General features: G+C 47.0%; 28 protein-coding genes. All 28 read right to left on the minus strand.

The window, feature by feature from the left end; genetic code table 11:
• Nucleotides 1-2 precede the first annotated feature (2 nt).
• Entirely contained in the window at nucleotides 3-452 is a 450-nt protein-coding gene (locus tag B3G15_RS08765) for a flagellar basal body-associated FliL family protein (protein ID WP_029342066.1), read from the minus strand.
• Nucleotides 427-663: a flagellar FlbD family protein gene (locus B3G15_RS08770; RefSeq protein ID WP_029342067.1), complete on the minus strand. Its 237-nt coding sequence runs from the start codon at nucleotides 661-663 to the stop codon at nucleotides 427-429. Before B3G15_RS08770 ends, B3G15_RS08765 begins: the two co-directional genes overlap by 26 nt.
• A complete protein-coding gene (gene flgG, locus B3G15_RS08775) occupies nucleotides 660-1,514 on the minus strand; it encodes a flagellar basal body rod protein FlgG (RefSeq protein WP_029342068.1) in 855 nt (284 codons plus the stop codon). Before flgG ends, B3G15_RS08770 begins: the two co-directional genes overlap by 4 nt.
• Complete coding sequence (locus B3G15_RS08780) at nucleotides 1,514-1,984, minus strand: flagellar hook capping FlgD N-terminal domain-containing protein (protein WP_214859802.1); 471 nt, start codon at nucleotides 1,982-1,984, stop codon at nucleotides 1,514-1,516. The genes flgG and B3G15_RS08780 overlap by 1 nt, the downstream gene beginning before the upstream one ends.
• Nucleotides 1,977-3,095: a flagellar hook-length control protein FliK gene (locus B3G15_RS08785; RefSeq protein ID WP_214859800.1), complete on the minus strand. Its 1,119-nt coding sequence runs from the start codon at nucleotides 3,093-3,095 to the stop codon at nucleotides 1,977-1,979. Before B3G15_RS08785 ends, B3G15_RS08780 begins: the two co-directional genes overlap by 8 nt.
• Nucleotides 3,096-3,108: 13 nt before the next feature.
• Complete coding sequence (locus B3G15_RS08790) at nucleotides 3,109-3,654, minus strand: MotE family protein (protein ID WP_214727173.1); 546 nt, start codon at nucleotides 3,652-3,654, stop codon at nucleotides 3,109-3,111.
• Nucleotides 3,651-4,085, minus strand: a complete 435-nt coding sequence (locus B3G15_RS08795; protein ID WP_029342072.1) for a flagellar export protein FliJ — start codon at nucleotides 4,083-4,085, stop codon at nucleotides 3,651-3,653. Before B3G15_RS08795 ends, B3G15_RS08790 begins: the two co-directional genes overlap by 4 nt.
• A gap of 12 nt (nucleotides 4,086-4,097) precedes the next feature.
• The gene (gene fliI / locus B3G15_RS08800) at nucleotides 4,098-5,411 is read right to left on the minus strand and encodes a flagellar protein export ATPase FliI (RefSeq protein ID WP_064299651.1); all 1,314 of its coding nucleotides are present in this window, start codon (nucleotides 5,409-5,411) and stop codon (nucleotides 4,098-4,100) included.
• A complete protein-coding gene (locus B3G15_RS08805) occupies nucleotides 5,404-6,141 on the minus strand; it encodes a FliH/SctL family protein (protein WP_214859798.1) in 738 nt (245 codons plus the stop codon). Before B3G15_RS08805 ends, fliI begins: the two co-directional genes overlap by 8 nt.
• Nucleotides 6,125-7,132, minus strand: coding sequence for a flagellar motor switch protein FliG (gene fliG, locus B3G15_RS08810; RefSeq protein ID WP_050677479.1), 1,008 nt, complete (start codon nucleotides 7,130-7,132; stop codon nucleotides 6,125-6,127). The genes B3G15_RS08805 and fliG overlap by 17 nt, the downstream gene beginning before the upstream one ends.
• A 4-nt stretch (nucleotides 7,133-7,136) precedes the next feature.
• The gene (fliF, locus tag B3G15_RS08815) at nucleotides 7,137-8,705 is read right to left on the minus strand and encodes a flagellar basal-body MS-ring/collar protein FliF (protein WP_133207508.1); all 1,569 of its coding nucleotides are present in this window, start codon (nucleotides 8,703-8,705) and stop codon (nucleotides 7,137-7,139) included.
• A 28-nt stretch (nucleotides 8,706-8,733) separates the two neighbouring features.
• Nucleotides 8,734-9,021, minus strand: a complete 288-nt coding sequence (gene fliE / locus B3G15_RS08820; RefSeq protein ID WP_029342077.1) for a flagellar hook-basal body complex protein FliE — start codon at nucleotides 9,019-9,021, stop codon at nucleotides 8,734-8,736.
• A gap of 17 nt (nucleotides 9,022-9,038) precedes the next feature.
• Nucleotides 9,039-9,437 (minus strand): flagellar basal body rod protein FlgC, encoded by a 399-nt coding sequence (gene flgC, locus B3G15_RS08825; RefSeq protein WP_029342078.1) that lies wholly within the window; start codon nucleotides 9,435-9,437, stop codon nucleotides 9,039-9,041.
• A gap of 3 nt (nucleotides 9,438-9,440) precedes the next feature.
• The gene (gene flgB / locus B3G15_RS08830) at nucleotides 9,441-9,803 is read right to left on the minus strand and encodes a flagellar basal body rod protein FlgB (protein WP_029342079.1); all 363 of its coding nucleotides are present in this window, start codon (nucleotides 9,801-9,803) and stop codon (nucleotides 9,441-9,443) included.
• 249 nt (nucleotides 9,804-10,052) lie between these two features.
• Nucleotides 10,053-10,832, minus strand: a complete 780-nt coding sequence (gene codY, locus B3G15_RS08835) for a GTP-sensing pleiotropic transcriptional regulator CodY (protein ID WP_023468725.1) — start codon at nucleotides 10,830-10,832, stop codon at nucleotides 10,053-10,055.
• Between the two features lie 16 nt (nucleotides 10,833-10,848).
• Nucleotides 10,849-12,222 (minus strand): ATP-dependent protease ATPase subunit HslU, encoded by a 1,374-nt coding sequence (hslU, locus tag B3G15_RS08840; protein ID WP_035406964.1) that lies wholly within the window; start codon nucleotides 12,220-12,222, stop codon nucleotides 10,849-10,851.
• A complete protein-coding gene (gene hslV, locus B3G15_RS08845; RefSeq protein WP_023468727.1) occupies nucleotides 12,215-12,766 on the minus strand; it encodes an ATP-dependent protease subunit HslV in 552 nt (183 codons plus the stop codon). Before hslV ends, hslU begins: the two co-directional genes overlap by 8 nt.
• A gap of 14 nt (nucleotides 12,767-12,780) precedes the next feature.
• Nucleotides 12,781-13,686, minus strand: coding sequence for a tyrosine recombinase XerC (locus tag B3G15_RS08850; protein ID WP_231496840.1), 906 nt, complete (start codon nucleotides 13,684-13,686; stop codon nucleotides 12,781-12,783).
• 145 nt (nucleotides 13,687-13,831) lie between these two features.
• A complete protein-coding gene (gene trmFO, locus B3G15_RS08855) occupies nucleotides 13,832-15,136 on the minus strand; it encodes an FADH(2)-oxidizing methylenetetrahydrofolate--tRNA-(uracil(54)-C(5))-methyltransferase TrmFO (RefSeq protein ID WP_023468729.1) in 1,305 nt (434 codons plus the stop codon).
• A 3-nt stretch (nucleotides 15,137-15,139) separates the two neighbouring features.
• The gene (gene topA, locus B3G15_RS08860) at nucleotides 15,140-17,236 is read right to left on the minus strand and encodes a type I DNA topoisomerase (RefSeq protein ID WP_214859794.1); all 2,097 of its coding nucleotides are present in this window, start codon (nucleotides 17,234-17,236) and stop codon (nucleotides 15,140-15,142) included.
• 47 nt (nucleotides 17,237-17,283) lie between these two features.
• Nucleotides 17,284-18,111 (minus strand): DNA-processing protein DprA, encoded by an 828-nt coding sequence (gene dprA / locus B3G15_RS08865; protein WP_064299646.1) that lies wholly within the window; start codon nucleotides 18,109-18,111, stop codon nucleotides 17,284-17,286.
• 83 nt (nucleotides 18,112-18,194) lie between these two features.
• Nucleotides 18,195-19,112 carry a succinate--CoA ligase subunit alpha gene (gene sucD / locus B3G15_RS08870; protein WP_023468731.1) on the minus strand — a complete coding sequence of 306 codons (918 nt, stop codon included), beginning with the start codon at nucleotides 19,110-19,112 and terminating at the stop codon, nucleotides 18,195-18,197.
• A gap of 13 nt (nucleotides 19,113-19,125) precedes the next feature.
• Nucleotides 19,126-20,286: an ADP-forming succinate--CoA ligase subunit beta gene (sucC, locus tag B3G15_RS08875; protein WP_023468732.1), complete on the minus strand. Its 1,161-nt coding sequence runs from the start codon at nucleotides 20,284-20,286 to the stop codon at nucleotides 19,126-19,128.
• A gap of 87 nt (nucleotides 20,287-20,373) precedes the next feature.
• A complete protein-coding gene (locus tag B3G15_RS08880) occupies nucleotides 20,374-20,634 on the minus strand; it encodes an EscU/YscU/HrcU family type III secretion system export apparatus switch protein (RefSeq protein ID WP_214723618.1) in 261 nt (86 codons plus the stop codon).
• Nucleotides 20,631-21,497 (minus strand): flagellar hook-length control protein FliK, encoded by an 867-nt coding sequence (locus B3G15_RS08885; protein ID WP_290720107.1) that lies wholly within the window; start codon nucleotides 21,495-21,497, stop codon nucleotides 20,631-20,633. Before B3G15_RS08885 ends, B3G15_RS08880 begins: the two co-directional genes overlap by 4 nt.
• Nucleotides 21,498-21,509: 12 nt before the next feature.
• The gene (locus B3G15_RS08890) at nucleotides 21,510-22,262 is read right to left on the minus strand and encodes a ribonuclease HII (protein ID WP_214859782.1); all 753 of its coding nucleotides are present in this window, start codon (nucleotides 22,260-22,262) and stop codon (nucleotides 21,510-21,512) included.
• Nucleotides 22,263-22,313: 51 nt separating this feature from the next.
• Nucleotides 22,314-23,177, minus strand: coding sequence for a ribosome biogenesis GTPase YlqF (gene ylqF / locus B3G15_RS08895; RefSeq protein ID WP_214723623.1), 864 nt, complete (start codon nucleotides 23,175-23,177; stop codon nucleotides 22,314-22,316).
• A gap of 146 nt (nucleotides 23,178-23,323) precedes the next feature.
• Nucleotides 23,324-23,863 carry a signal peptidase I gene (gene lepB / locus B3G15_RS08900; RefSeq protein ID WP_064299642.1) on the minus strand — a complete coding sequence of 180 codons (540 nt, stop codon included), beginning with the start codon at nucleotides 23,861-23,863 and terminating at the stop codon, nucleotides 23,324-23,326.
• Nucleotides 23,864-23,885: the final 22 nt, after the last annotated feature.

Here is a 23,885-nt window from a genome sequence, read left to right on the forward strand (position 1 = left end):
CCTCACTGGATGATTTTTTTCGTCGTATAGACACGCTGGACATCACCTTCTTGGATGAGCTTCTTGAACTGCATCCGTAACCGTTCTTCGAGCTTCTCCATATCCGCTTTTGAGTCTAAGTCCGACTTTTTCATCGCAGATAAATCACCTAAGATGATGTTATTGATTTGAAACTTTCGTAATTCTAAATCATCACGCGTTGCTTGATCGTCTGTAACGATCGTGAATTGGACATTCAAGAACCGTTCGTCTGCGATGTTCGTCGTCAAGTCGTCTGTCTGAAGACTTCGTGCATCAAGTTCTTCACCCGTCGGCTGTTCGACTTTTGCTTCTGTCGTATCATTAGCTAAAAAGTAATTCATGATCATATAACCTGCCCCAACCATCAGTGCTGCGACAATGATCATGATTAAAGGGATTTTTAGTTTACTCTTCTTCTTTTCCTCGGCCATCTTCGAGCCTCCTTACACTGTTCAAGCCCGCTAATCCGATTTGTTGATAAAAAGCGATTGCGATTGCCTTGACCTCTTCTATTGATTCCTTCACGACATAAATCTGTCCGCCAACGAGTTGAATCGTCGTATCCGGAGTGGAACGGACAGATTCAATCAGAATAGCGTTTAGTACGAGTGGTGCATTACGTAATGTCGTTAGCGTAATCATCGTTTCAGGTTGACCAATTCCTCAAGAACTTGGTCAGACGTCGTAATGATTCGCGTATTCGCTTGGAAACCACGTTGAGCGATGATCATCTCCGTGAACTCTTCTGATAAATCGACGTTTGACATTTCGAGCGTTCCAGATGTCAATTGCCCCATCCCATTCAAACTTGGTGTTCCAAGTACTGGCTCACCTGAGTTTTGCGACGCTGCGAACACGTTGACACCTGATTTTTCTAGACCACCTGGGTTAGCAAAGTTCGCAATCGTGATGTATCCGACGTTTTGTAATGCACCTGTCGTATCCACATAAGTGACAAGACCGTCTTTCCCGATCGATAGGTTACGTGCATCCGTCGGTACTTTTAGTTTTTGGAATCCTGCGCCACCTGCTTCCGGAAGCGGTACCGGTGGTGTCTCGCCATCTGCGATTGCTTGAGAGTCACTACCAATCAAATAGTTTCCGTCGCCGGTAACCAAGTTTCCTTCAAGATCGGTATAGAAGTTACCAGAGCGTGTATAACGAATCCCTTCTGCCGTGACAACTTGGAAGAATCCTTCCCCAGAAATCCCGACATCGAGGACGCGACCCGTATTTTGAAGCGCACCTTGGTTATACACGTTATCAACTGTTGACATCGATGCTCCGAGACCGACCTGTTTCGGGTTCGTCCCACCGACATTACCACCAGCACCTGATGATGAACCGACCGATTGACTGACGAGATCCTTAAACGTCACCCGTCCTTTTTTATAACCAAACGTATTGACGTTGGCGATGTTATTCCCGACGACATCAAGTTTCGTCTGAAAGTTCTTGAGCCCACTGATTCCTGAATACATTGAACGTAACATTATTTTTCCTCCTTCGATTGAATCTGCGTCAACTCATACACACTGATTTGTTTTCCGTTCGATAGCTCTGCCACGACATCCAGTCCATCTCGCTTTACGCTGACGACACTGGCTGTCTCTTCGACGGTCGTCGTCTGCTCTGCTCCTGAAGCATCAGTCGTCTTCGACTCCGCTTCATAACTGACGTTCTTACCAATCAGATTGCTGTAGGATAATAACGCCGTCGCATGTTGGTTCAAGACCATCGTGTCCATCGTCTTCCCGATTGCTTGCATCTGTTCCAGTGAAGAAAACTGCGCCATCTGAGCGATGAAATCCTTATCTTCCATCGGTGCCGTCGGGTCTTGATTCGAGAGCTGGGCAATCAGAATCTTCATGAACATATCTTTATCCATCGCTTTATTCGTCGGTACTTGTGACTTTTCAGGAAGCTGGTATGAACTACCATCTGTCTTGATTGCATCAGTCATCGTCTTCCTCCTCTTCTTCCTCTACTGGAACAGGTGTCTCTTGATAAGGTGACTCATGCTCCTGCTGATCACGTGTGAAGGACTGTTGAAACTCCCGTGCACTAGATGCGATCATCCCCGTCTCGATCTTCACGACTGGCGTCTGCTGGTGTAAAGCTGTCTGCAATTTTCCGAGTTGTTGCTCGATCGATTGTTTCGCTTGCTCAGTACTCGCAAACAGTTTGACGGTCAATGCCCCCTCCTTACGATCGAGTTGAACGACGACCTCTCCAAGCTGCTCTGGATAAAGACGAATTGACAATCGTGTTGACCCGTCAGCACCTTTTAAGAACGGTGCCTGTTGAAGTGCAGCTTCAATCCGTTGTTGAATCTGTTCTGGTACGGGTAGCGGCACTGGACGAATCGTTTGCAACGGGGCACCTTTGTAAATCGGCATGCTCATTGGAGTCGGCGCGGCTTTTCCTTCTGGATCAACGGGTATGGTCGCTTTTCGCATGAGTGAAGCGAATGCCAACGGAAGCGGTGTCTTTCCTTTTGCCTGCTCAGCTACAGCTACAGTGTCCGACTTGAGCGTTTCGACAATAGGACCAGTTTGCGGGAGCGTCTGTTTCACAGGCAACGCGGAAATGTCTCCTTCCATCTTTGTAAGTATTGGTTGTTTTAAGTTGTTCGTATGATGATCTTTCATTTTGATCGTATCGTTCGTTACTGTCTGCAAGACGACTTGCTGAAGCAATGGTGGCAATTGATCGAACTGATTTTTCGCCTGCTCGACATTTCCCTCAAGCAATTGTTTGACGAACGCTAGTAGTTGTTCCATTTTCTTAGGTTCTTGTTTTAACGCCTCTAGTTCCGGTTGTTTCAGTAAAGAGAGAAGCTCGTCCGGTTGATCTACGAGTTCTTGTATCCAATCCGGTAATAGTGGTGTCTCCACTTTCGTCTCGAGTGCTGTCAAATCAGCTGAGACCGGTGACGGTGACGTTGTTGGTAACTTCGTCAGATAATCCAGTAACGAAGCGAATTGACCACCAACCGTGGTCATCTCTCCTTTTTTCCCTGTTTCAGCATTCAAGTTCAGGGAAGATGATTGTATTACTTCCGTCATGTTCATCTGGCTTCCCTCCTTACTTCGTCGCGAGTAGCTGTGTTAAGGCCGCCGCTTTTTTAGCATCCATCTTGGCAATGATCGCCGCCTGTTGTTCCGCATCGATGTCCTCGATGATCGGTACGACTTCTGTCGGACTGAGTTCGTTTAAGATGAGCGCAGCATCCTTTGGTGCCATTTCAGCATAGACATCAGTCACAGATGCTGCTTTTTTCTTCGTCGTCTTCGTTTGATCCGTCGTCGCGGGCGTCGGTGTTTGTTTTAAACGATCCCGTTCTACAATCAAACGTTCGACTTCCTGTTCTTTAGCTTTTAAAGTATCCGATTGTTCCTTGCTTTGATTGCGTAGTTTCTTAATTTCTTGATTCGCTACTTTCAGACGACGTTCGAGTTCTGCTGACGGATTTGCTTGATTCGTAGTCGTTTTTTCCGTTGCGAACGGTAAGGATAGCAATGGACGTCCATTCGCATAATTTAATACGAAATAAGCTGTCAGCAAGATTAAAATCAAAGGGATGATCAATAAAGGTAAGATCCATCCTTTTGACGTTTTATTTTCACTCATATCATCCGTCCTCTTCCAAACTGTAACAATGCCAGTTCATCTAATTGATTTTGTTCCGTCAATGCCTCGATTCGTTTCGTTTCAACCGTATGATTCTCTTGCAGACGACTAAACTTCTTCTCCTCGATCAACGCTCGTTCGAGTGCTTCCTGTGCGCGTTCATAGCGATTTTTCGATTGTGTCACGTACAGTTGTTGCCGTTCGATTTCTTGCTTCACGACATCTCGAGCCCGCTCTCGATATTGCGAAGACGTTAATTCGACGATGCCAATCTCATCTTGCGCTTTCAGAAAGGATTCATAACGGACGAGCAGATGGTATAGTTTTTCGACTTCGATCTCATATTGTTTTTTATGAAGGCTCAATTCTTTTGCGACGCGATCTTTCTCTGCTTCAGCCAAAGGAATGATTCGTTCATAAATCGTCTTCATCTTCCGTCCTCCTTACTGAATCGTTGCCATGAGTTGCTGACAAGCTCTCTCGAAGTCACTGTCTTCATGGATTTGTTGTTTTAAAAAACGGATCAGCTCCGGATATTTATCAACGGCACGATCAATTTCTGGGTTCGTCCCTTTTTTGTAGGCGCCGATATTGATTAAGTCTTCCGAATCAAGATACGTCGATAACAGCTGTCGAAATGCGACGGCAGCTGTCTTTTGTTCAGCAGTCGTGATTTGATTCATGACACGACTGATAGATCGTAAGACATGAATCGCCGGAAACTGTCCTTTGTTCGCAAGATTACGATCAAGAACGAAATGACCATCTAAGATCCCTCGTACAGCGTCAGCAATCGGTTCATTCATGTCGTCTCCATCGACGAGCACAGTATAAAAAGCCGTAATCGAGCCATCTTGCGTTTTTCCGCTACGTTCGAGTAACTGAGGAAGAAGAGCAAAAACGCTTGGTGTATACCCTTTTGACGCAGGCGGTTCACCTGTCGCAAGACCAATTTCTCGTTGTGCCATCGCAAAACGTGTGACAGAGTCCATCATCAAGACCACATTCTTACCTTGATCCCGAAAATGTTCAGCGATGGCTGTTGCCGTATAGGCGCCTTTTAGACGAACAAGTGGCGGTTGATCACTTGTCGCTACGACCAAGATGGAGCGTTTCATTCCTTCTTCACCGAGTTCTGCCTCCACGAATTCCTTGACTTCGCGTCCTCGTTCACCAATCAAGGCAATGACGTTGATGTCTGCTGTCGATCGTTTTGCAATCATACCGAGTAGTGTCGACTTCCCAACTCCTGATCCTGCAAATAAACCAACGCGTTGCCCTTGACCGACTGTCAGTAGCCCATCGATGGCACGGATGCCCGTCGAGAGAACATCACTGATACGAGGTCGCTCCAACGGACTAGGTGGTTTACGAACGATTGATGTCGTACGTAAATTTTCTAATGACTCCCCATCCAGTGGTCTCCCTAGACCATCGAGCACCTTACCGATCAGTTCATCCCCTACCGGGACGTGGAGTGGTTTTCCTGTCGCAAGAACAATCGAGCCTGGAGCAATCGATGTCGTTTCACCATACGGCATAAGTAGGACGTGACCTTCTCTAAAACCGACGACTTCCGCTTCAATCGTCTGCCGTTGTTGAATTTGGATCAAACAACGCTCGCCGATTGCGACAGCCGTTGGTCCACGTGATTCAATCATCAATCCAATCACTTGTACGACCTTTCCGGAATGCTGAACGAGTTCTTCCGGACGAATTTCTCGAACTGCGGCTTGAATCGCATTTACGTTAAACATGATGTAAAACCTCTTTGATTTTGGTTTGTAGGACTTCAAAGCCACTTGTCAAACCACCTGTGATTGCTCCATTCTCCGAGTCGATCCGATAATCGCGTGCTTTAAGCGCTGGATCAAATCGTAATTGAATCGTCGCATTAGCACCTAGAACACCTTGGAGCTGCTCTTCAAGCAGAACGACCCGTTCAAAATCCGCTGGTGAAGCGTAGATAATGATCTTTTCACGATCTCGGAACTGAATGATCAACTGATGTAATAATTGGTATAATGCCTCTTCTTCTTCATCATGTAACTGCTCTAGAAACTGATGCGTCACCTGGAGTCCAAGCACACATAATTCATGTTCCAATCGCATCAATCGCTCTTGATTTTGCTCTTCGATTCGTGCAGTAAACGTATTTGTCGTTGCGATTTGCTCTTCGAACGTTGCTTGTCCTTCCGCACGTCCTGTTTCAAATCCAGCCTGATGTCCTTCTTCATATCCTCGCTTACGTGCTTCCTCTAATGCCTGAAGACGTTCTTGTTCAAACTCATGCTGACGCTGTTCAAACTCTAGAACCATCACCTGGCGAAGACGTTCTAGTTCAGCTTGACCTTCTGCCATCCGCTCTTCATAGAACGTATCTGGAACGATTGCCGATTCTTCCTGAGCATTTCGGACTTGAACGAGTGTTCGTTCCTGTCGTTCAATCACAGCTTGTCTTTTGATGACGTTAGACAACAATATCATCTCCTCCACCACGAGCCACGACGATCTCACCCATGTCTTCTAAGCGGCGGATGATTCCGACGATTCGACTTTGTGCTTCTTCGACGTCTCGGAGACGAACAGGACCCATGAATTCCATATCCTCTTTGAACGATTCGACCATCCGTTGTGACATGTTGCGGTAGACCATATCCTTGACGTCGTCTGACGATACTTTGAGTGCCAACAGTAGATCTTCGTTCGATACTTCGCGAATGATGCGCTGAATCGCCCGTGCATCGAGCGTGACGATATCTTCGAAGACGAACATCCGTTTTTTGATCTCTTCTGCGAGTTCCGGATCCTGAATCTCGAGCGTATCGAGAATCGTTCGTTCCGTTGTCCGGTCGACCCCGTTCAATACTTGAACGACCGCCTCGATACCGCCAGACTGCGCAAAATCTTGCATACCTGCTTGTGACAGATTCCGTTCGAGAATTTGCTCTACTTCGCTAATGATCTCCGGGTTCATTCTGTCCATCGTCGCAATCCGCCGTGCTACATCAGATTGTGCTTCTGCCGGTAGCTCCGAGAGAATCTGTCCTGATTTGGCAGGATCAAGATGGGCAAGAACAAGCGCGATTGTTTGCGGATGTTCATTTTGAATGAAGTTCAATAGCTGTTTTGGGTCTGCCTTTCGTGCAAACTCAAACGGTCGGACTTGTAACGTCGATGTCAGGCGATAGATGAGTTCCATCGCCTTTTCTTCACCAAGTGCCTTCTCTAGAACCGATTTAGCAAACCCAATTCCACCTTGAGTGATGTAGTTTTGCGCCATCGCTAGTTCATGAAACTCATCGAGAACGACTAACTTATCTTCTGGATCGACTCGTTTCATACTTGAGATTTGAAGGGTCAACCATTCCATCTCTTCTTCCGATAAATGTTTATATACACTGGCAGCGACTTCAGGACCTAACGAAATCATGAGAATCGCAGCCTTTTCTCGACTGTTCATTTCTAGCTTCTTCATCTCATCAATCCTCCGCTAACCAAGTACGTAATAATTTCGCAAACTCATCCGGATTGGATTCAGCGAGTTTTTCAAGCTGTTTGCGTTTGACTGCACCATCGCTCGTATCTTCTGTTGATAATTCCGGAATTTCCGTCTCAATCGGTGTCCATTCCTCAAGTTCTTCGATTTCATTCGCTCTCCGTCGACGCATGAGGAGGATGACTGCTCCAATGACGAGGATTGCCGCTCCACCAAGGGCGAACCAAACCCACACCGGTGTTGCCGTCGTCGTTTTCGTCGCTGCCGTCGTTTCCGCGAATGGTCGAGACATGACAACGACCTTATTGGCAAGTTCTGCATCCGTCAGCGTTGCTTTCGCATCTGTCTTCGTTAATGATGTCCGGATGATGGAGTACATCATCGTCTGTAAGTCAGTTTGTAGTTGTGGATCGATCTGATTCTGACCTTTTGGTGGCTCGACAATGATTTGAATTCCTAAATCACGAATCTCGTAAGGAGCTCCTGTGATTTGTTTTGTGATTCGATTGACTTCGTAGTTGATGATATCGTGTGTTTTCTCACTCGTATCACCCGTCGTTCCAGTACCCGCCGGGAAATTCGTCGTCTCATTTTGCCCCGTACCTGCTGTACCAGCATTTGCAGAGCCTGTGTACGCTTCTGCTACTTTTTCAGCAGACGTGACGATCCCTTCGATTTTATCGGGATCTACTGGCTCAACAAGCTTTTGTTCTTCCTGACGTTTCGTGACATCGACATCTGCCGTGACTGAAACGAGTGCTTTTTGTGGACCGAGAACGACAGATAGCATCTGCTGAATCTGCTTGCGTAAATCGTTTTCCGTCGTTTTCTTCAGCGCCATCGGATCGGTTCCGCCCGCTGTTTGCGTAGCAGATCCTGGCTCGTAATACGTAAAATACTGATCCATGATCGTAATGTTTTCTTCTTTAAGGTTCGGAATACTCTTTGCAATCAAATGATACAACCCTTGAACCGTTTGATTGTTAAGATTACTACCCGCGCTAGAAGTCAAGACGACAGAAACCGTTGAAGATTCCTTTTCATCAGATAGAAAAACACTCTTCTCCGGGAGCGTGATCATGACTTTTGCTGACTCGATCCCATTAACTTGTGTGATCAAGTTTTCAAGTTCCGTCTGCATCGTATCGCGTTCGAGAATGTTCATCTCTTTATCCGTCGTTCCGAATCCAGCGTTTTCACTGAAGAAGGAATAGTCGATTTGACCGGATTTTGGTATACCAGCCGTCGCTAATTCGACTTTTAAGTTTTCAACGTTTGCTTCTGGAACAAGTATCGTCACGCCATTTGCTTCAGTGACGACTTCCGATGCGATTCCATCTTCATTTAGCTTTTCCGTCACTTGCCCCGCCTCTTGAGGGGATAGCTTCGAATAAAGAGGCGTCATTGTTGGTTTAGATAACCAGATGATCGCAACAATCAACGCCGCTAAAACGACGACGATGATTCCTAAAATCGTCGCCTTTTTCGCAAGTGACCATTCTTTCCATGTTGTATTCATTGCTCCCAATCGAGCTTTTAAACGTTCGTTCATTCAACATCTCCCACGCTTTCCTTAACAGTCACAGTTGCATACGCATCATTTCTTGGTATGCTTCGATGCCTTTGTTTCGGACTTCAAGGGCGAGTTGCATAGAAAGCGATGCCTCTTCTGTTTTAATCATGATGTTATGTAAATCCGTCGTCTTCCCTGTCGCGAGATCGACACGAGCTTGAGATGAGGCGTGTTGCGTTGCATTCAGTCCGTTCATCGCTTCGCTGAGCACCTCACTAAAATCACTTGGTGTCGTCTTAGCGACCGTCTGCGTGGGTAGTACCATCTGCATGTTTTGAATAGGTTGAATTGCCATCTCGTCATCTCCTCTACTTATTTACCAATCTCCATCGCTTTGACGAGCATCGCTTTTGTCGCGTTCAAAGCCGTTACGTTCGCTTCGTAAGAGCGTGTCGCGCCCATCATGTCGACCATTTCTTTTAAGATATCGACATTAGGCATCTTGACGTACCCGAGTTCATCCGCATCTGGATGCGTCGGATTATATTCTAATTTGAATGGTTCAGGATCCTTCTTCAATTCACTGACCGTGACACCATTGGCGGTCTCTTTCAACACAGCGAGTTTTCTCGCATACGGTTGCCACTGTCCATTGACGAGCTCACCTCTTGTCGTTTGAGCATTCGCGATGTTTGCCGAGACTGTATCGAGTCGCAAACGCTGGGCAGTTAACCCGGATGCAGACGTATGAAATCCGTTGAACATACTCATCGATTACTTTCCTCCTCGGATAACAGACTGAATGCCAGAGAATTTGCGATTCAACTGTTCGACCAACGCCTCGTACTCAATTTGATTGCGTGATAATTCAGACATCTCAAGATCGATATCGACACCATTTCCATCGTTACGCATCGTATTTGGTCGATCGACGATGCTACCAGAAGTTCCGATTGTTGCATGTCGCTTTAAACTCATTTTCATCTCTGAATCGAGCACATCTCCAAACGTGACACGCTTTGCCTTATACCCAGGCGTATCGACATTCGAGATGTTCTTAGCGATGACTTCCTGTGCCATAACCGTTCGATTGACAGCTTGTGTCATTACGTTATAGTCAGACCCTAACCAATTCATCTTCTTTCCTCCACTCATGGAAACTATATTTAAATTCACGACAAAAAGTAAGTCGTTAGTAACATATCTGAAATAATTGAAACAAATAGGTCAATGTTTGAAAAGAAGTTTTTTGAAAAATAGGGTAATGAGATGTTAATAATCTGTTTTTTATTCCCTTTTCTTATAAAAATGATAAATAATACCTAGTCAAACAAAAAAGACCTAGTGCTTAACTAGGTCTTTTTTCTATAAGCAGCAATTCCCTTTTTAGTTCGATTTAATTCGTTCTAATTCATATAGGAAATTATCGTTTAAGATTTTGATGTATGTTCCCTTCATCCCGAGCGAACGTGACTCGATGACTCCTGCACTTTCGAGCTTACGAAGCGCATTGACGATGACGGAACGAGTAATACCGACACGATCCGCAATCTTTGAAGCGACGAGTAACCCTTCATTTCCTTCAAGCTCTTCGAAGATATGCTCAATCGCTTCGAGTTCCGAATAAGACAGTGAATTGATCGCCATCTGAACGACAGCTTTCTTCCGTGCTTTATCTTCCGCCTCATGAGCCTTTTCACGAAGGATCTCCATCCCGACGACTGTCGCACCATACTCTGCCAGCACGAGGTCTTCTTCGTTGAAGTCTTCCACCATACGACCGAGGACAAGCGTCCCAAGGCGTTCTCCACCACCGATGATCGGTACGATCGTCGTCTTCGACGTTTCGAACGTGTCACGGTTGTCGACCGGGAATGCCGTATGTTCGCTATCGATGGCAATGTTTGCCGTCGTTTCCGTGACGTTAAATAATTTTTTCGTGTAATCTTCCGGGAATTGACGTTCTTCTAAGAAACCACGGACCCGGTCATTTTCGATTTGTTGCTTGATTGCGATACCCAGTAACTTACCGCGCCGACTTACGATGAATGTGTTTGATTCCATGACTTCACTGAGACGGTCAGCCATGACCTTGAAATCAACATGTGTGCTCGCTTCCTGTTGTAACATCGTATTCAGCTTCCGCGTTTTCGCCAATAAATTCATTTTTTCTTCCTCCACTTTATAAGATGAACTGACTTAAGTCACGATCATCTGCTACTTTTCCAACTCGATCCGTCACGTATTGTGGCGTGATCGTCACATCCGTTTCCGGCATGTCTGCTGCTTCGAAAGATAATTCCTCGAGCACGCGCTCCATGATCGTATACAAGCGCCGCGCTCCGATATTATCCGTCTCATCGTTCACTTGTGCAGCAATCCGTGCGATTTCACGAATGGCTTCTTCTGTAAAGGTGACATGAACATGCTCTGCCCCTAATAATGCTTTATATTGTTTGAGTAATGCTTGATTCGGTTCAGTTAAAATCTTAACAAAGTCATCTTCTGTCAAACTATCGAGTTCGACACGGATCGGAAAACGACCTTGGAGTTCAGGAATCAGATCAGATGGTTTCGCCATATGGAACGCACCTGCAGCAATGAACAAGATATGATCCGTCTTGACTGGACCATATTTCGTAACGATCGTTGATCCTTCAACGATCGGTAAGATGTCCCGCTGAACACCCTCTCGTGAAACACCTGCTGAATCATGTCCTTTTGTCGCAATCTTATCGATCTCATCGACGAAGATGATCCCCATTTGTTCTGCGCGACGGACCGCTTCGTCATGGACTTCGTTCAAGTCAAGCAACCGTTCCGCTTCTTCCGCTGTTAAAATCGGACGCGCTTCCTTGACTGTGAGTTGACGCTTCTTCGTTTTCTTCGGCATGACTTGTCCGAGCATATCCTGAAGATTCGCAAGCCCCTCCATACCTTGTTGCCCAGAGAATAAATCCACTTGACGTTCTTCGACATCCACTTCGATCATTCGATCCTCGAGTTGCCCCGTCAGTAATTGCTGGCGAAGTAGTGAACGGTCGGCTGTCGCTTCCGATGTATCCGGCTCTTGTTGCTTTTGGTTCCCGCCGAACAACATCTCAAACGGATTCGTTCCACCACCGAGACCAGATGACGCTTTTTTACCAGACAACGCATCAACGATTCGTTCGTTCGCCACTGCTTCCGCTCGATCCTTGAGCGCTTCTTTTTTCTCATCTTTGACAAGACGCAGAGACGCTTCCACGAGATCCCGCACCATTGACTCCACATCACGACCGACGTACCCTACTTCCGTGAACTTCGTTGCTTCAATCTTGACGAACGGCGCCCGGACGAGTTTCGCGAGGCGTCGCGCAATTTCAGTCTTTCCGACACCGGTAGGTCCGATCATCAGAATGTTCTTCGGTGTGACTTCGTCCCGCATCGATGCATCGAGTAACTGTCGACGATAACGATTTCGTAAAGCAATCGCCACCGCACGTTTAGCATCTGCTTGTCCGATGACATGTTCATTCAACTTCTCGACGATTTGTCTTGGCGTCAATTCATGCATGGTCATTGCCTCCGATCGTTTCTAGGATGATTTGATCGTTCGTAAAGACACAGAGTTCACCAGCCGTCTCAAGAGCTGCGCGGGCGATTTCCTCTGCCGTGAGATGACTTGCGTGTCGAGCTAACGCGCGACCTGCTGCAAGCGCATAATTGCCACCTGAACCGATTGCGAGAATGCCATCATCCGGTTCGATGACTTCCCCGTTTCCGGATACAAGTAAGAGATGTGTTCCATCCATGACGAGTAAGAGTGCTTCTAGTTGACGTAGCATCTTATCGCCTCGCCATTCCTTCGCTAGCTCAACTGCTGCCCGTTGTAAGTTACCGTTATACATTTCAAGCTTCGCTTCGAATTTTTCAAAGAGTGTAAACGCGTCCGCGACACTTCCAGCAAATCCGGCAATGACTTTTCCACCATAGAGGCGCCGTACTTTTTTCGCACTTTTCTTCATGATGACTTGGTTTCCGAAAGTCACCTGTCCGTCTCCGCTCATCGCGGATTGTCCGTTATGTTGAATCGCAAAAATCGTCGTTGCATGAAACATCAATGTTTCCTCCCTTAGGCACGAGGATGTGCTTGTTGATAAACATGTCTTAATCGTTCCGTCGTTACGTGTGTGTACTGACCGGTCGTCGACAGCGATGCGTGTCCAAGTAACTCTTGGACTGCTCGCAAATCGGCTCCTCTTTCCAGTAAATCTGTCGCGAAACTATGACGAAGCGCATGTGGTGTCACATGTTTCCCAACAAGTTGTTCCCCTTTTTTCATGATTTTCCGAATCGCATCCGTCGTCAATCGACGCCCAGAATGAGACAAGAATAACGCTTGCTCATGACCTGCGACTGGATCTCGTGATGGTAAGTACAGTTCTAATGCATCTTTAGCAAAGGTTCCTATTGGTGCGATGCGTTCCTTCCCACCTTTTCCATACACATGGACGTAGGAGTGATCCGTCGCGAGATCACGAAGATCCAGTTGAACGACCTCGCTGACCCGCATACCCGTCGCATATAAAAGTTCTACTAACGCCACATTCCGGTTGCCAAGCGTATCACTCGATCGAAAGGCATCGAGGAAACGTTCATATTCCGTTGGGACGAGGAATGTCGGAAGTCCTTGTTGTCGTTTTGGTGCTTTTAATCCATCGAATGGATTAGGCTCATCGGTGTCACGTGTCAAAAAACGACCAAATTGTTTGAGGCAGGAAACTTTTTGTGCAATCGTCGCCCGCGCCAGCTCCTGATCGTAAAGAGCATACAAATAACGCCGTGCACTTGCCAATTCAATCGATCGTAACTGATGATCGCGGCAAAAAGCGGCGTATTGTCGAAGTGTTTGATCATAAGAGCGACCAGTATTCGGAGATAATTGACGTTCAATATGAACATACCGCATAAAATCTTCTAGCAGTCGCTCAAAAGCAGTGTCTATCCCCATGAATGCGCCCCCTTCTGACCATTTCATTCTCGAATCGCCCTTAGCATAGCACAGACCAAGTAGTCTGACAATAGACCAAAAACCGAAAAATTAACGAAATTATCGCGCTTTTATGACAAATTAAGAAATGGGGAGAAAGAGCGCTGAATCACGCCTTTCTCCCCATCAAAAATCACATATCCGTGAAATCTTTGATTGCTTCAAGTGCTCGCTCTGCGTAGAGCGCATACTTCTCAGGTTTTTTCATCCGAACCGGATGACCAACGAGTGCTGGTACCAATCCGAAGTTGGCATTCATTGGCTGGAAGTTCTTCCCTTCCGTCGTCGTGATATAGTGCGACATCGCACCCATCATCGTTTCCTGCGGGAACGTAACCGGTTCCGCCTCATTGACGAGACGTGCCGCGTTGATTCCTGCCGTTAAGCCGGACGCTGCTGACTCGACGTACCCTTCGACACCTGTCATTTGACCAGCAAAGAACAAGTCGTCACGTGTACGTGTCTGATACGTTGGTTTCAACAAATTCGGTGAGTTGACGAACGTGTTACGGTGCATGACACCATAACGGACGATTTCTGCATTCTCAAGACCAGGAATCAAGCGAATGATCCGCTTTTGTTCGCCCCATTTCAAATGTGTCTGGAAGCCGACAAGGTTGAACAATGTTCCAGCTGAGTTATCCTGACGCAATTGAACGACAGCATATGGTCGTTTGCCTGTCTTCGGATCTTCCAGTCCGACTGGCTTCATTGGTCCGAACAAGAGTGTTTTCGGTCCGCGAGAAGCGAGAACTTCAAATGGCATACAGCCCTCGAAGTAAATCTCTTTTTCAAATTCCTTCAGTGGAACAACTTCCGCATTGATCAGCTCATCATAGAAGAGCTGGAATTCTTCTTCCGTCATTGGACAATTCAAGTAGGCAGCTTCGCCTTTATCATATCGTGATTTCAGATAAACCTTCTCACGATCGATTGTGTCTCCATCGAGAATCGGTGCCGCTGCATCGAAGAAGTATAGATAATCTTCACCTGTGAATTGTTTAAGTGATTCCGATAATGCCGCACTCGTCAACGGACCCGTCGCGACGATCGTCGGACCATCTGGAATCGCTTCGATTTCTTCATGATGGACTGTAACGTTCGGATGGTTTTTCAACGTTTCCGTCACATATCCTGCGAAGTCGTGCCGATCGACAGCAAGTGCTCCACCTGCTGGAACGCTCGCTAAGTCTGCTGCTTTCATGATCAAGGAATCGAGCTGACGCATCTCTTCCTTTAAAACACCGACTGCGTTCGTTAACTGGTTCGCTCGAAGTGAGTTCGAACAGACGAGTTCAGCGAATTGGTCTGTATGGTGCGCGGGTGTCTGCTTGACAGGCCGCATTTCATATAAGTCTACTTGTACGCCGCGTTTTGCAAGTTGCCATGCTGCTTCAGAACCTGCAAGTCCCGCGCCGATTACCGTTACACGTTTCAACGGTCATTCCTCCTCTTGCTCCTGATCGATGCGTGTTTCATGATGTCCACAAGATGTACATTCTACTTTCACACCGTTCTTGATTTTCTTTTGTACCATCATACTGCTACATACCGGACATGGTTCTTCGACCGGTTTATCCCATGAGACGAACTCACATTCCGGATAGTTCGAACAACCGTAGAACAAACGTCCTTTTTTACTACGACGTTCGACGATGTCGCCCGTTCCACATGTCGGACACTTCACACCGATCTCGACTTGGATCGGTTTTGTGTTACGACACTCTGGGAAGTTCGAGCACGCCATGAACTTGCCATAACGTCCCATCTTGATGACCATCGGATGACCACAGACTTCACAATCTTCTCCAGCCGGTTCATCTTTGATTTCAATCTTCTCGATTTCTGCTTCTGCTCGTGTCAGACGCTTTGCAAAGGACTTATAGATTGGATCGACGACTTCCGTCCACTGCATGTCACCTTTTTCGATCGCATCAAGTAAAGCTTCCATGTCTGCCGTGAACTGGACAGTGATGAACTCTTGGAAATAGTCGCTGATCATATCGATGACGAGTTCACCAAGTTCCGTTGGTAAGAATTTCTTCTCTTCAAGCGTCACGTAACCTCGTTTTTGAATCGTATCGAGTGTCGGCGCATACGTCGACGGACGACCGATACCGAGCTCTTCCATCGCCCGGACAAGACGTGCTTCCGTATAACGTGGCGGTGGTTGTGTGAAGTGTTGTTTCGGTTCGATTGCTGATTGTTTTAACTCTTCCCCTTCAGCGAGTGGAGGAAGTAATCCTTCCTTGACGTCTGAAACCGCCTCATCGTCCGTATCTTCGATGTAGACCTTCATGAAGCCTGGGAATTTAACGGTCGACCCGTTGGCACGGAAAGTGACGTCGTTCGAGACGAGATCGATCTTGACGGTATCGAGAATCGCTGGCGCCATCTGACTTGCGACGAACCGTTCCCAAATTAGTTTATATAAGCGGAACTGATCACGCGATAAATATGATTTGACGAGTTGTGGCTCGCGCATCGTCGAAGTCGGACGAACCGCTTCGTGTGCATCTTGTGAGTTCGCTGATTTCTTTTCTTTACGTTTCTCGCTTGCGATGTATTCTTTACCGTACGCCTGTTCAATGAACCCGTGTGCTTCGAGGTTCGCCGAATCTGACGTCCGTGTCGAATCGGTACGCATATACGTGATCAAACCGACTGTACCTTCTTTTCCAATCTCGATTCCTTCGTATAGCTGTTGTGCGATCATCATCGTCTTCTTCGCTCGGAAGTTCAGCTTACGTGCTGCTTCCTGTTGCAAAGAACTCGTCGTAAACGGTAACGCCGGATTCCGTTTCCGCTCTTTTTTCGTGACGGAATCAACTGTGAAGTCTTCCGAGAGTTGATTCAAGATTTGATCGACTTCTCCTTGCGAATGAAGTTCACGCTTCTTGCCATCGACTCCATAGAAGTTCGCTTCGAGCTTTTCACCGTTTGCATCGAGTTCGAGTTTGATCGTCCAGTATTCTTCAGGCATGAACGCGTTGATTTCTTGTTCCCGATCAATGATCATCTTGACGGCAACGGATTGAACGCGTCCCGCAGATAACCCTTTTTTAATCTTCTTCCATAATAACGGACTCATGCTGTAACCAACAAGGCGGTCCAAGATACGACGGGCTTGCTGTGCATCGACAAGATCATAGTTGAGCTTGCGTGGTCGCTTGAACGAATCCTTGATGGCATCTTTCGTGATTTCATTGAAGACGACGCGGCACTCCGTTGATTCATCAACGCCTAATGCTTTAGCTAAATGCCATGCGATCGCTTCCCCTTCACGGTCGGGGTCGGCTGCGAGATAGATTTTTTGTGCTTTTTTCGCAGCTGTCTTGAGTTCTTTTAAGACCGGACCTTTACCACGAATCGTGATATATTTCGGTTCATAGTCATGTTCGACGTCGACTCCCATTTGGCTTTTCGGCAAGTCAATGACGTGCCCCATCGACGCTTTCACGGTATAGTTGGATCCGAGATAACGTTTAATGGTTTTTGCCTTAGCGGGTGACTCGACGATTACTAGATATTTTGCCATTGCAATCGCTCCCTATTAGAGGCGTACTCGTATTTTAATCTCACTTATCATAGTAGTCTCGATTCCCATTTGTCAACGTTCAGCCGAATACTTTTTGAAACTTCTTCCGGATCAAGGAGTGGAATCGCTCCTTCTGCGATCAATTGATTCGTTCCGGAAAAGAACGATTCCGTGGGACAACCCGGCAAACAATAGACATCTTTTCCTTGGTCAAGCGCGTGACTGGCAGTATTCATCGTACCGCTTCGTTTCGCCGCTTCGACGATGATCAATGATGAAGACAATCCAGCAATGATTCGATTCCGTTCTAGAAATTGAAATTTTTGAATAGGAGTTCCGGGTGGATATTCGGAGAGAAGAAGACCGTGTGAGAAGATACGTTCAAAAAGAGTAGCATGGGAAGTAGGATATAGGCGATCAAGTCCGCCAGCAAGAACCGCGATCGTTGTCTGCTGATGTTTTAAGGATAGACGATGGACGAGGGCATCGATACCATAGGCACCTCCGGAAACGGTGGCGAGATCTGGATGAAAGAAAGGTTGCAGGAAACGCATGCGGGAAAGGTGTTGCGGTGAGGGGGTTCGACTACCGATGATACTGACGCGTGGAAGTGTTAGGCGGGACGGATCACCGCGGTAAAAGAGGGCATAGACCGGTTGAGGGATCGTCAGTAACACAGTCGGAAACAGTGGATCTCCTTTGACTAGAATCGACTCTTCGATCCAATCAAGCTGTAATGCTTGTTCATACCGTTTTCGAAGACGCGTCGAAACGGGTAATTCATGACTTGGAACGATTCCGAATTGCTCAATCAATCGGACGATCGTGTACGGTACCTGACACATGGCGAAGCGGACATACAGTTCACGTTTCATGAGATCAGCGCTCCTTATTTAAGCTTCTTATTTATATAGAAGAAAGCCGTCCTGATTTGATCAGGACAGCTTCTTTTTTTGATTTATTTGACTGTGCTGTTCGTTACGCACTCGTCATAGATCCCTGCTTCTTTGATGACACGGATTAACGTCTCACCAATGACAGCTGGTGTTTCTGCCACTTCGATTCCGTTTGCACGGAGTGTCTTGATTTTTTCAGCAGCTGTTCCTTTACCGCCAGAGATGATCGCACCTGCGTGACCCATCCGTTTGCCGGCAGGAGCTGTTTGACCACCGATGAAACCAATGACTGGTTTCGTCATGTTCGCTTTGACCCACTCAGCCGCTTCTTCTTCAGCTGTTCCACCGATTTCCCCTAACATGATGACGGCTTTTGTTTCTGGATCTTCGTTGAATGCTTTGAGCGTATCGATGAAGTCCGTTCCATTGACCGGGTCGCCCCCGATACCAACAGCTGTCGATTGACCGATACCAGCAGTCGTCAATTGATGGACAGCTTCATATGTCAAAGTCCCAGAACGTGAGACGATACCGACATGACCTGGTGTATGGATATATCCTGGCATGATACCAAGTTTCGCGACACCTGGAGTGATGACGCCCGGGCAGTTCGGTCCGATGAGACGAACTGGTTTGCCTTCGAGGTAACGTTTTACTTTGACCATATCAAGAACTGGAATACCTTCCGTGATACAGATGATCAGCGCGATGTTCGCATCTGCTGCTTCCATGATTGCATCCGCTGCGAATGCTGGTGGAACGTAGATGATCGATGCGTTCGCTCCCGTTTTTTCGACCGCTTGTGCGACCGTATCAAAGACAGGAACACCACCGAGTACTTCCGTACCGCCTTTTCCTGGTGTGACACCGCCTACGAGGTTTGTGCCGTAGTCGATCATCTGTTCACCGTGGAACATCCCTTGGTTACCAGTAATCCCTTGAATAATGACTTTCGTCGATTCGTTCACCCAAATACTCATCTTTAGCTCCCCCTTACTTCACGAGCGCAGCGATTTTTTCTGCGCCGTCTGCCATTGATGTAGCTGCTGTAATCGCTAGACCTGAATCTTTGAGAATTTGTTTCCCTGCATCAACGTTCGTCCCTTCAAGACGAACGACGAGTGGCAATTCGAGACCGACTTCTTTTGTCGCCGCAACGATACCTTCTGCGATGACGTCACATTTCATGATTCCACCGAAGATGTTGACGAAAATCCCTTTGACGTTCTCATCCGACAAGATCAGTTTAAAGGCTTCTGTAACTTTCTCTTTTGTCGCACCACCACCGACATCGAGGAAGTTCGCAGGATCACCACTGAAGTGTTTGATGATATCCATCGTTGCCATGGCAAGACCAGCACCATTGACGAGGCAACCGATGTTTCCATCGAGCGCGATGTAGTTCAAATCACTCTTTGATGCTTCGACTTCGCGTGGATCTTCTTCTGTTTCATCACGTAACGCCACGATGTCCGCATGACGATACAATGCATTTGAGTCGAAGTTCAACTTCGCATCGAGTGCGAGGACTTCGCCATCTTTCGTCGTAACGAGTGGGTTGATTTCTGCGATCGAACAATCCTTGTCGACGAAGAAGTTGTAGAGTTTCGTGACCATACCAACGAACTTGTTGACGAGCTTCACAGGAACACCCATTGCGAACGCAAGTTTACGCGCTTGGAATCCTTGAAGACCAACTGCAGGATCGACGACTTCTTTGATGATTTTTTCTGGTGTCGCTTCCGCCACCTCTTCGATGTCCATACCACCTTCGCTTGATCCCATGATGACGACACGGCCTGTCACACGATCAAGTACGATTCCAAGATAGTATTCTTTGTCAATCGCACAACCTTCTTCGACGAGAAGACGTTGAACGACTTTTCCTTCTGGACCTGTTTGGTGCGTGACGAGCGTTTTGCCGAGTAACTCCGTCGCATATTCCTTCACTTCTTCTTGCGATTTCGCAAGCTTGACGCCACCTGCTTTACCGCGTCCCCCCGCGTGAATTTGAGCTTTGACGACTTTAATCGGGCCTGACAATTGTTCTGATGCATCGACCGCCTCTTCGACGGTGAAGGCTGCGATTCCGTTTGGTACGGGTACACCGTACGAACGAAGTAATTCTTTTGCCTGATACTCATGTACATTCATGAAAAAATCCCCCTTAACCCCTTTAGTTTCGGCTCTTTCATTGTAGTTAAAATTGGAAGCGCTGTCTATCGTTATCGACCGAAAGCTTTATTTTTTCAGAAGTTCATCTTGATCGAGACGATATAAAAAGGCGAATAACTCAGCGATGACACCGTATAATTCTTCCGGAATCTGTTCTGATACTTGAACAGCATCTAGTAACGTCATCAACGTTTCGTCCTGCCGGATCGGAATATCATGTTTTAATGCCTCTTCTAAAATCCGTTCCGCGATATGTTCCGATCCCTTAGCAACGACTTTTGGGGCATGCATCTGTTCTTCGTAAGATAAGGCAATCGCTTTTTTCATATATGAAGATCCACCCTTCCGTTGCGCGTCGAGATGTCATGCGGTACACGCTCTTTCACCTGTTCGACCCAATCGAATCGTGTCAACGCATAGCCCTGTTCCTCGAGTCGTGCTTGAATCTGAGGCGTATAGGCTTGCAAGAACGTATCGACGTGCGCATTTGGATGAAATACAGAAATCGAGACGTTTCGGTCTGCAATCAAGACGTCAACAGCGACCTCACCGAGCGTCGGTAATTGAAGATATAAGACGACGCGGGCATGATTTGGATCAAACGTCCGTTCGAACGGTGCTTCCATCATGAGATCAACATCTTCGAATGGTCCAAATTGAGATAATTGAAATAAATAGACTCCTTTCCCTGCTTCGTTCGTTGCTTGGACGAGTTGTTGCGCTAAAATCTGATCACTCGTCTTTCGATCAAGCGTTCGACCTGTCTCGTCACCCTTTGCCAGTTGAACGAGTTCGGTAAGGGCGTGTTTTAACTGCTTCGCTTCTCCTTCCGTCACCGGTTGACCAATTTGCCTTAGGAGTTCCCGTGTTTCCGCAGTCGGTACCGTCTGGCGTTGTAAAAAGGAGTCGAGTAACTGGGGGAGAGCCGACTTTTGCGGAACAGACTCGGTCGAGATGATTTTTAAAACCGGTTGTCCCTCTGCTGAAACGACTTGAAAGCGATACATGTTCCCTTCTTTTAATTCAGCCGTCGTCCCTGCCGTCAAGACGCGTTGACCGACTTGGAGTTCCATCAATCCGTCCGGCAACAGCTTCAATACTTTACCGACGATGTTTGCTCCTTCCCGTAACGGTAGGTTCGCATGATCGATGATTTTAAATGGAAGTAAGGCACGATGTTCGATTTGCATGCTCGATTCCTCCTAAAGACGTTCTTTGACAGGACGGAATGTTTTCCGGTGAATCGGTGTGACGCCCAGTGTATCGAGCGCTTGTAAATGTATGGGTGTTCCGTAACCTGCGTGTGTTTCAAATCCATATCCCGGATACTCGATTGCGTATTGTTCCATCATCGCATCTCGTGTCTCTTTCGCAACGACACTTGCAGCAGCAATTGAGACACTCCGTGCATCTCCTTTGATGAGAGACTGTTGTGGTGTATCCCCTTCGAGTGTCATCGCATCAACGAGTAAGGCATCCGGTTGCAATTGACGGACAGCATTTTGCATCGCCTGTTTCGACGCTTGATAGATGTTGATTTCGTCAATTTCAGCCGGTTCGATGATCCCAATCGCAATCTCAGCCACTTCTTGTAGATGCTTGAGTGCCGCTTGCCGCTGTACTTTACTCATCTGTTTCGAATCTGTTAGTCCAGGATGATAGAAACCGTCTGGTAAGATGACCGCTGCTGCGACGACAGGACCAGCTAGTGGACCTCGTCCGACTTCGTCAACTCCTGCAATTCGCACGTACCCTTGCTGACGATACTCGTCTTCAAATGTGAGCCGTTCCTTGAAATCGATGCGTTGCTGCTCTTCGAGCGCGAATCGTCGTTCTGTCTGACGAAACAGTGTATGCACCCCTTTTCGCGCATCTGTCACAAGTTCCTGCTTCAATTGAATAAATTCTTCTAGTGTTGCCTGGTGTAATCGCTGTTTCAATTCTGCTATCTTCATACATCCTGCTCCTTTGAAAAAAACTTGGACATCAAAAGATGTCCAAGTCTGTTATGCATGCGTTTCCCACTCTTCAACCGTTTCAAGCGTCACTCGACCTAGCTTTTCCGTCCGTAGCTCATGCAGAAGCATTTCGCTCGTCCGCTCGAAATCGACATACCCACCTGAGACGAATCCACGTTTTTTACCGATTGCTTCGAGTACATCAACCGCCTCTCCGGATACTTCGTCGAGTCGATAACGCTCACGTAACTGCTCCGGATACCGCGTCTTTAGCTCACGAAGAGCAAATAGCGCAATATCGTCGATGTTTAAGATATCATCCTTGATGGCACCGGTAGCGGCTAGACGATAGCCAACGACTTGATCATCGAACTTCGGCCAAAGGATACCTGGTGTATCGAGTAATTCCATCTCACCTGTCTTCATCTTGATCCATTGCTGGCGTTTCGTCACACCCGGACGGTCACCGGTGATTGCGATGTTCCGACCAGCGAGACGATTGATGAGCGTCGATTTCCCAACGTTTGGAATACCGATGATCAAGGCACGGATTGCACTCGGATTCCGACCTTTTTCTCGCATCCGTGCATGCTTTTCTTTCATTAAACGTAACGCACCTTCATGGATTTGATTCAATCCTTTGTTATGCTTCGCGTCAACCGCGACGACATCGACACCATCTGCTCGTAATGCGTTCATCCATTGTTCTGTCAATCGTTTATCCGCCATGTCTGCCTTATTGAGGACGATCAGTCGCGGCTTACCTGCTGTGATCTGCTCGACCATTGGATTACGGCTCGACATCGGAAGACGTGCATCGACGAGTTCGATGACAACATCAATCAACTTTAATTTTTCTGTGACTTCCCGACGTGCTTTGGCCATGTGACCGGGGAACCATTGAATCGTCATATCCTTCACCTCGTTCATATATTCCTGGACTTCTTGCTGATCATACGATACACGAAAAACATCCACTCCCTAGTATACGCAACTTCAGACAAGAAAAGAAGATGAGGTGCTTACTTTTAACGGTAAGCGTCTCATCTTCTTTCGTTTTAATCGACAGAGCGTACATCATTGAATGGATAGAAGACGAAGTTCGTCGTTCCGACGATTTGATCTTCATCCACGAAACCGATATCACGACTATCTTTTGAATTTTGACGATTATCTCCCATGACGAATACTTTTCCTTTTGGAACAGTCGTCTCTCCTGTTCGCTCTTCAAGCGTGAAGTCTTCCGTCAATGGCACACCACTCATCTGGGCTTTGTATTCTTTCAAATACGGTTCGGCGACCTTCTTATCGTTGACATACAATGTATCGTCTTTGTAATACATCGTATCTCCAGGAACAGCGATGACCCGTTTGATATAGTCTCGTGTTTCCGTTGCATGGAAGACGACGATATCGCCTCTTTCTGGTTCATTAAAATAGTATGGGACCTTATTGACGATCATTCGATCCGCATTGTGTAAGGTTGGCATCATCGATTCCCCATCAACGATGACGGGTACGAACAGAAACGTTCGAATGATGAACGCGATGACGAGCGCTACGACGAGCGCCTTTACCCAACTGAATAACTCCTTCACGAATTCCACTCCCTTGATTAAC

The organism is Exiguobacterium sp. UBA1053 (genome assembly GCF_002316465.1).
GTDB lineage: Bacteria > Bacillota > Bacilli > Exiguobacteriales > Exiguobacteriaceae > Exiguobacterium_A > Exiguobacterium_A abrahamii.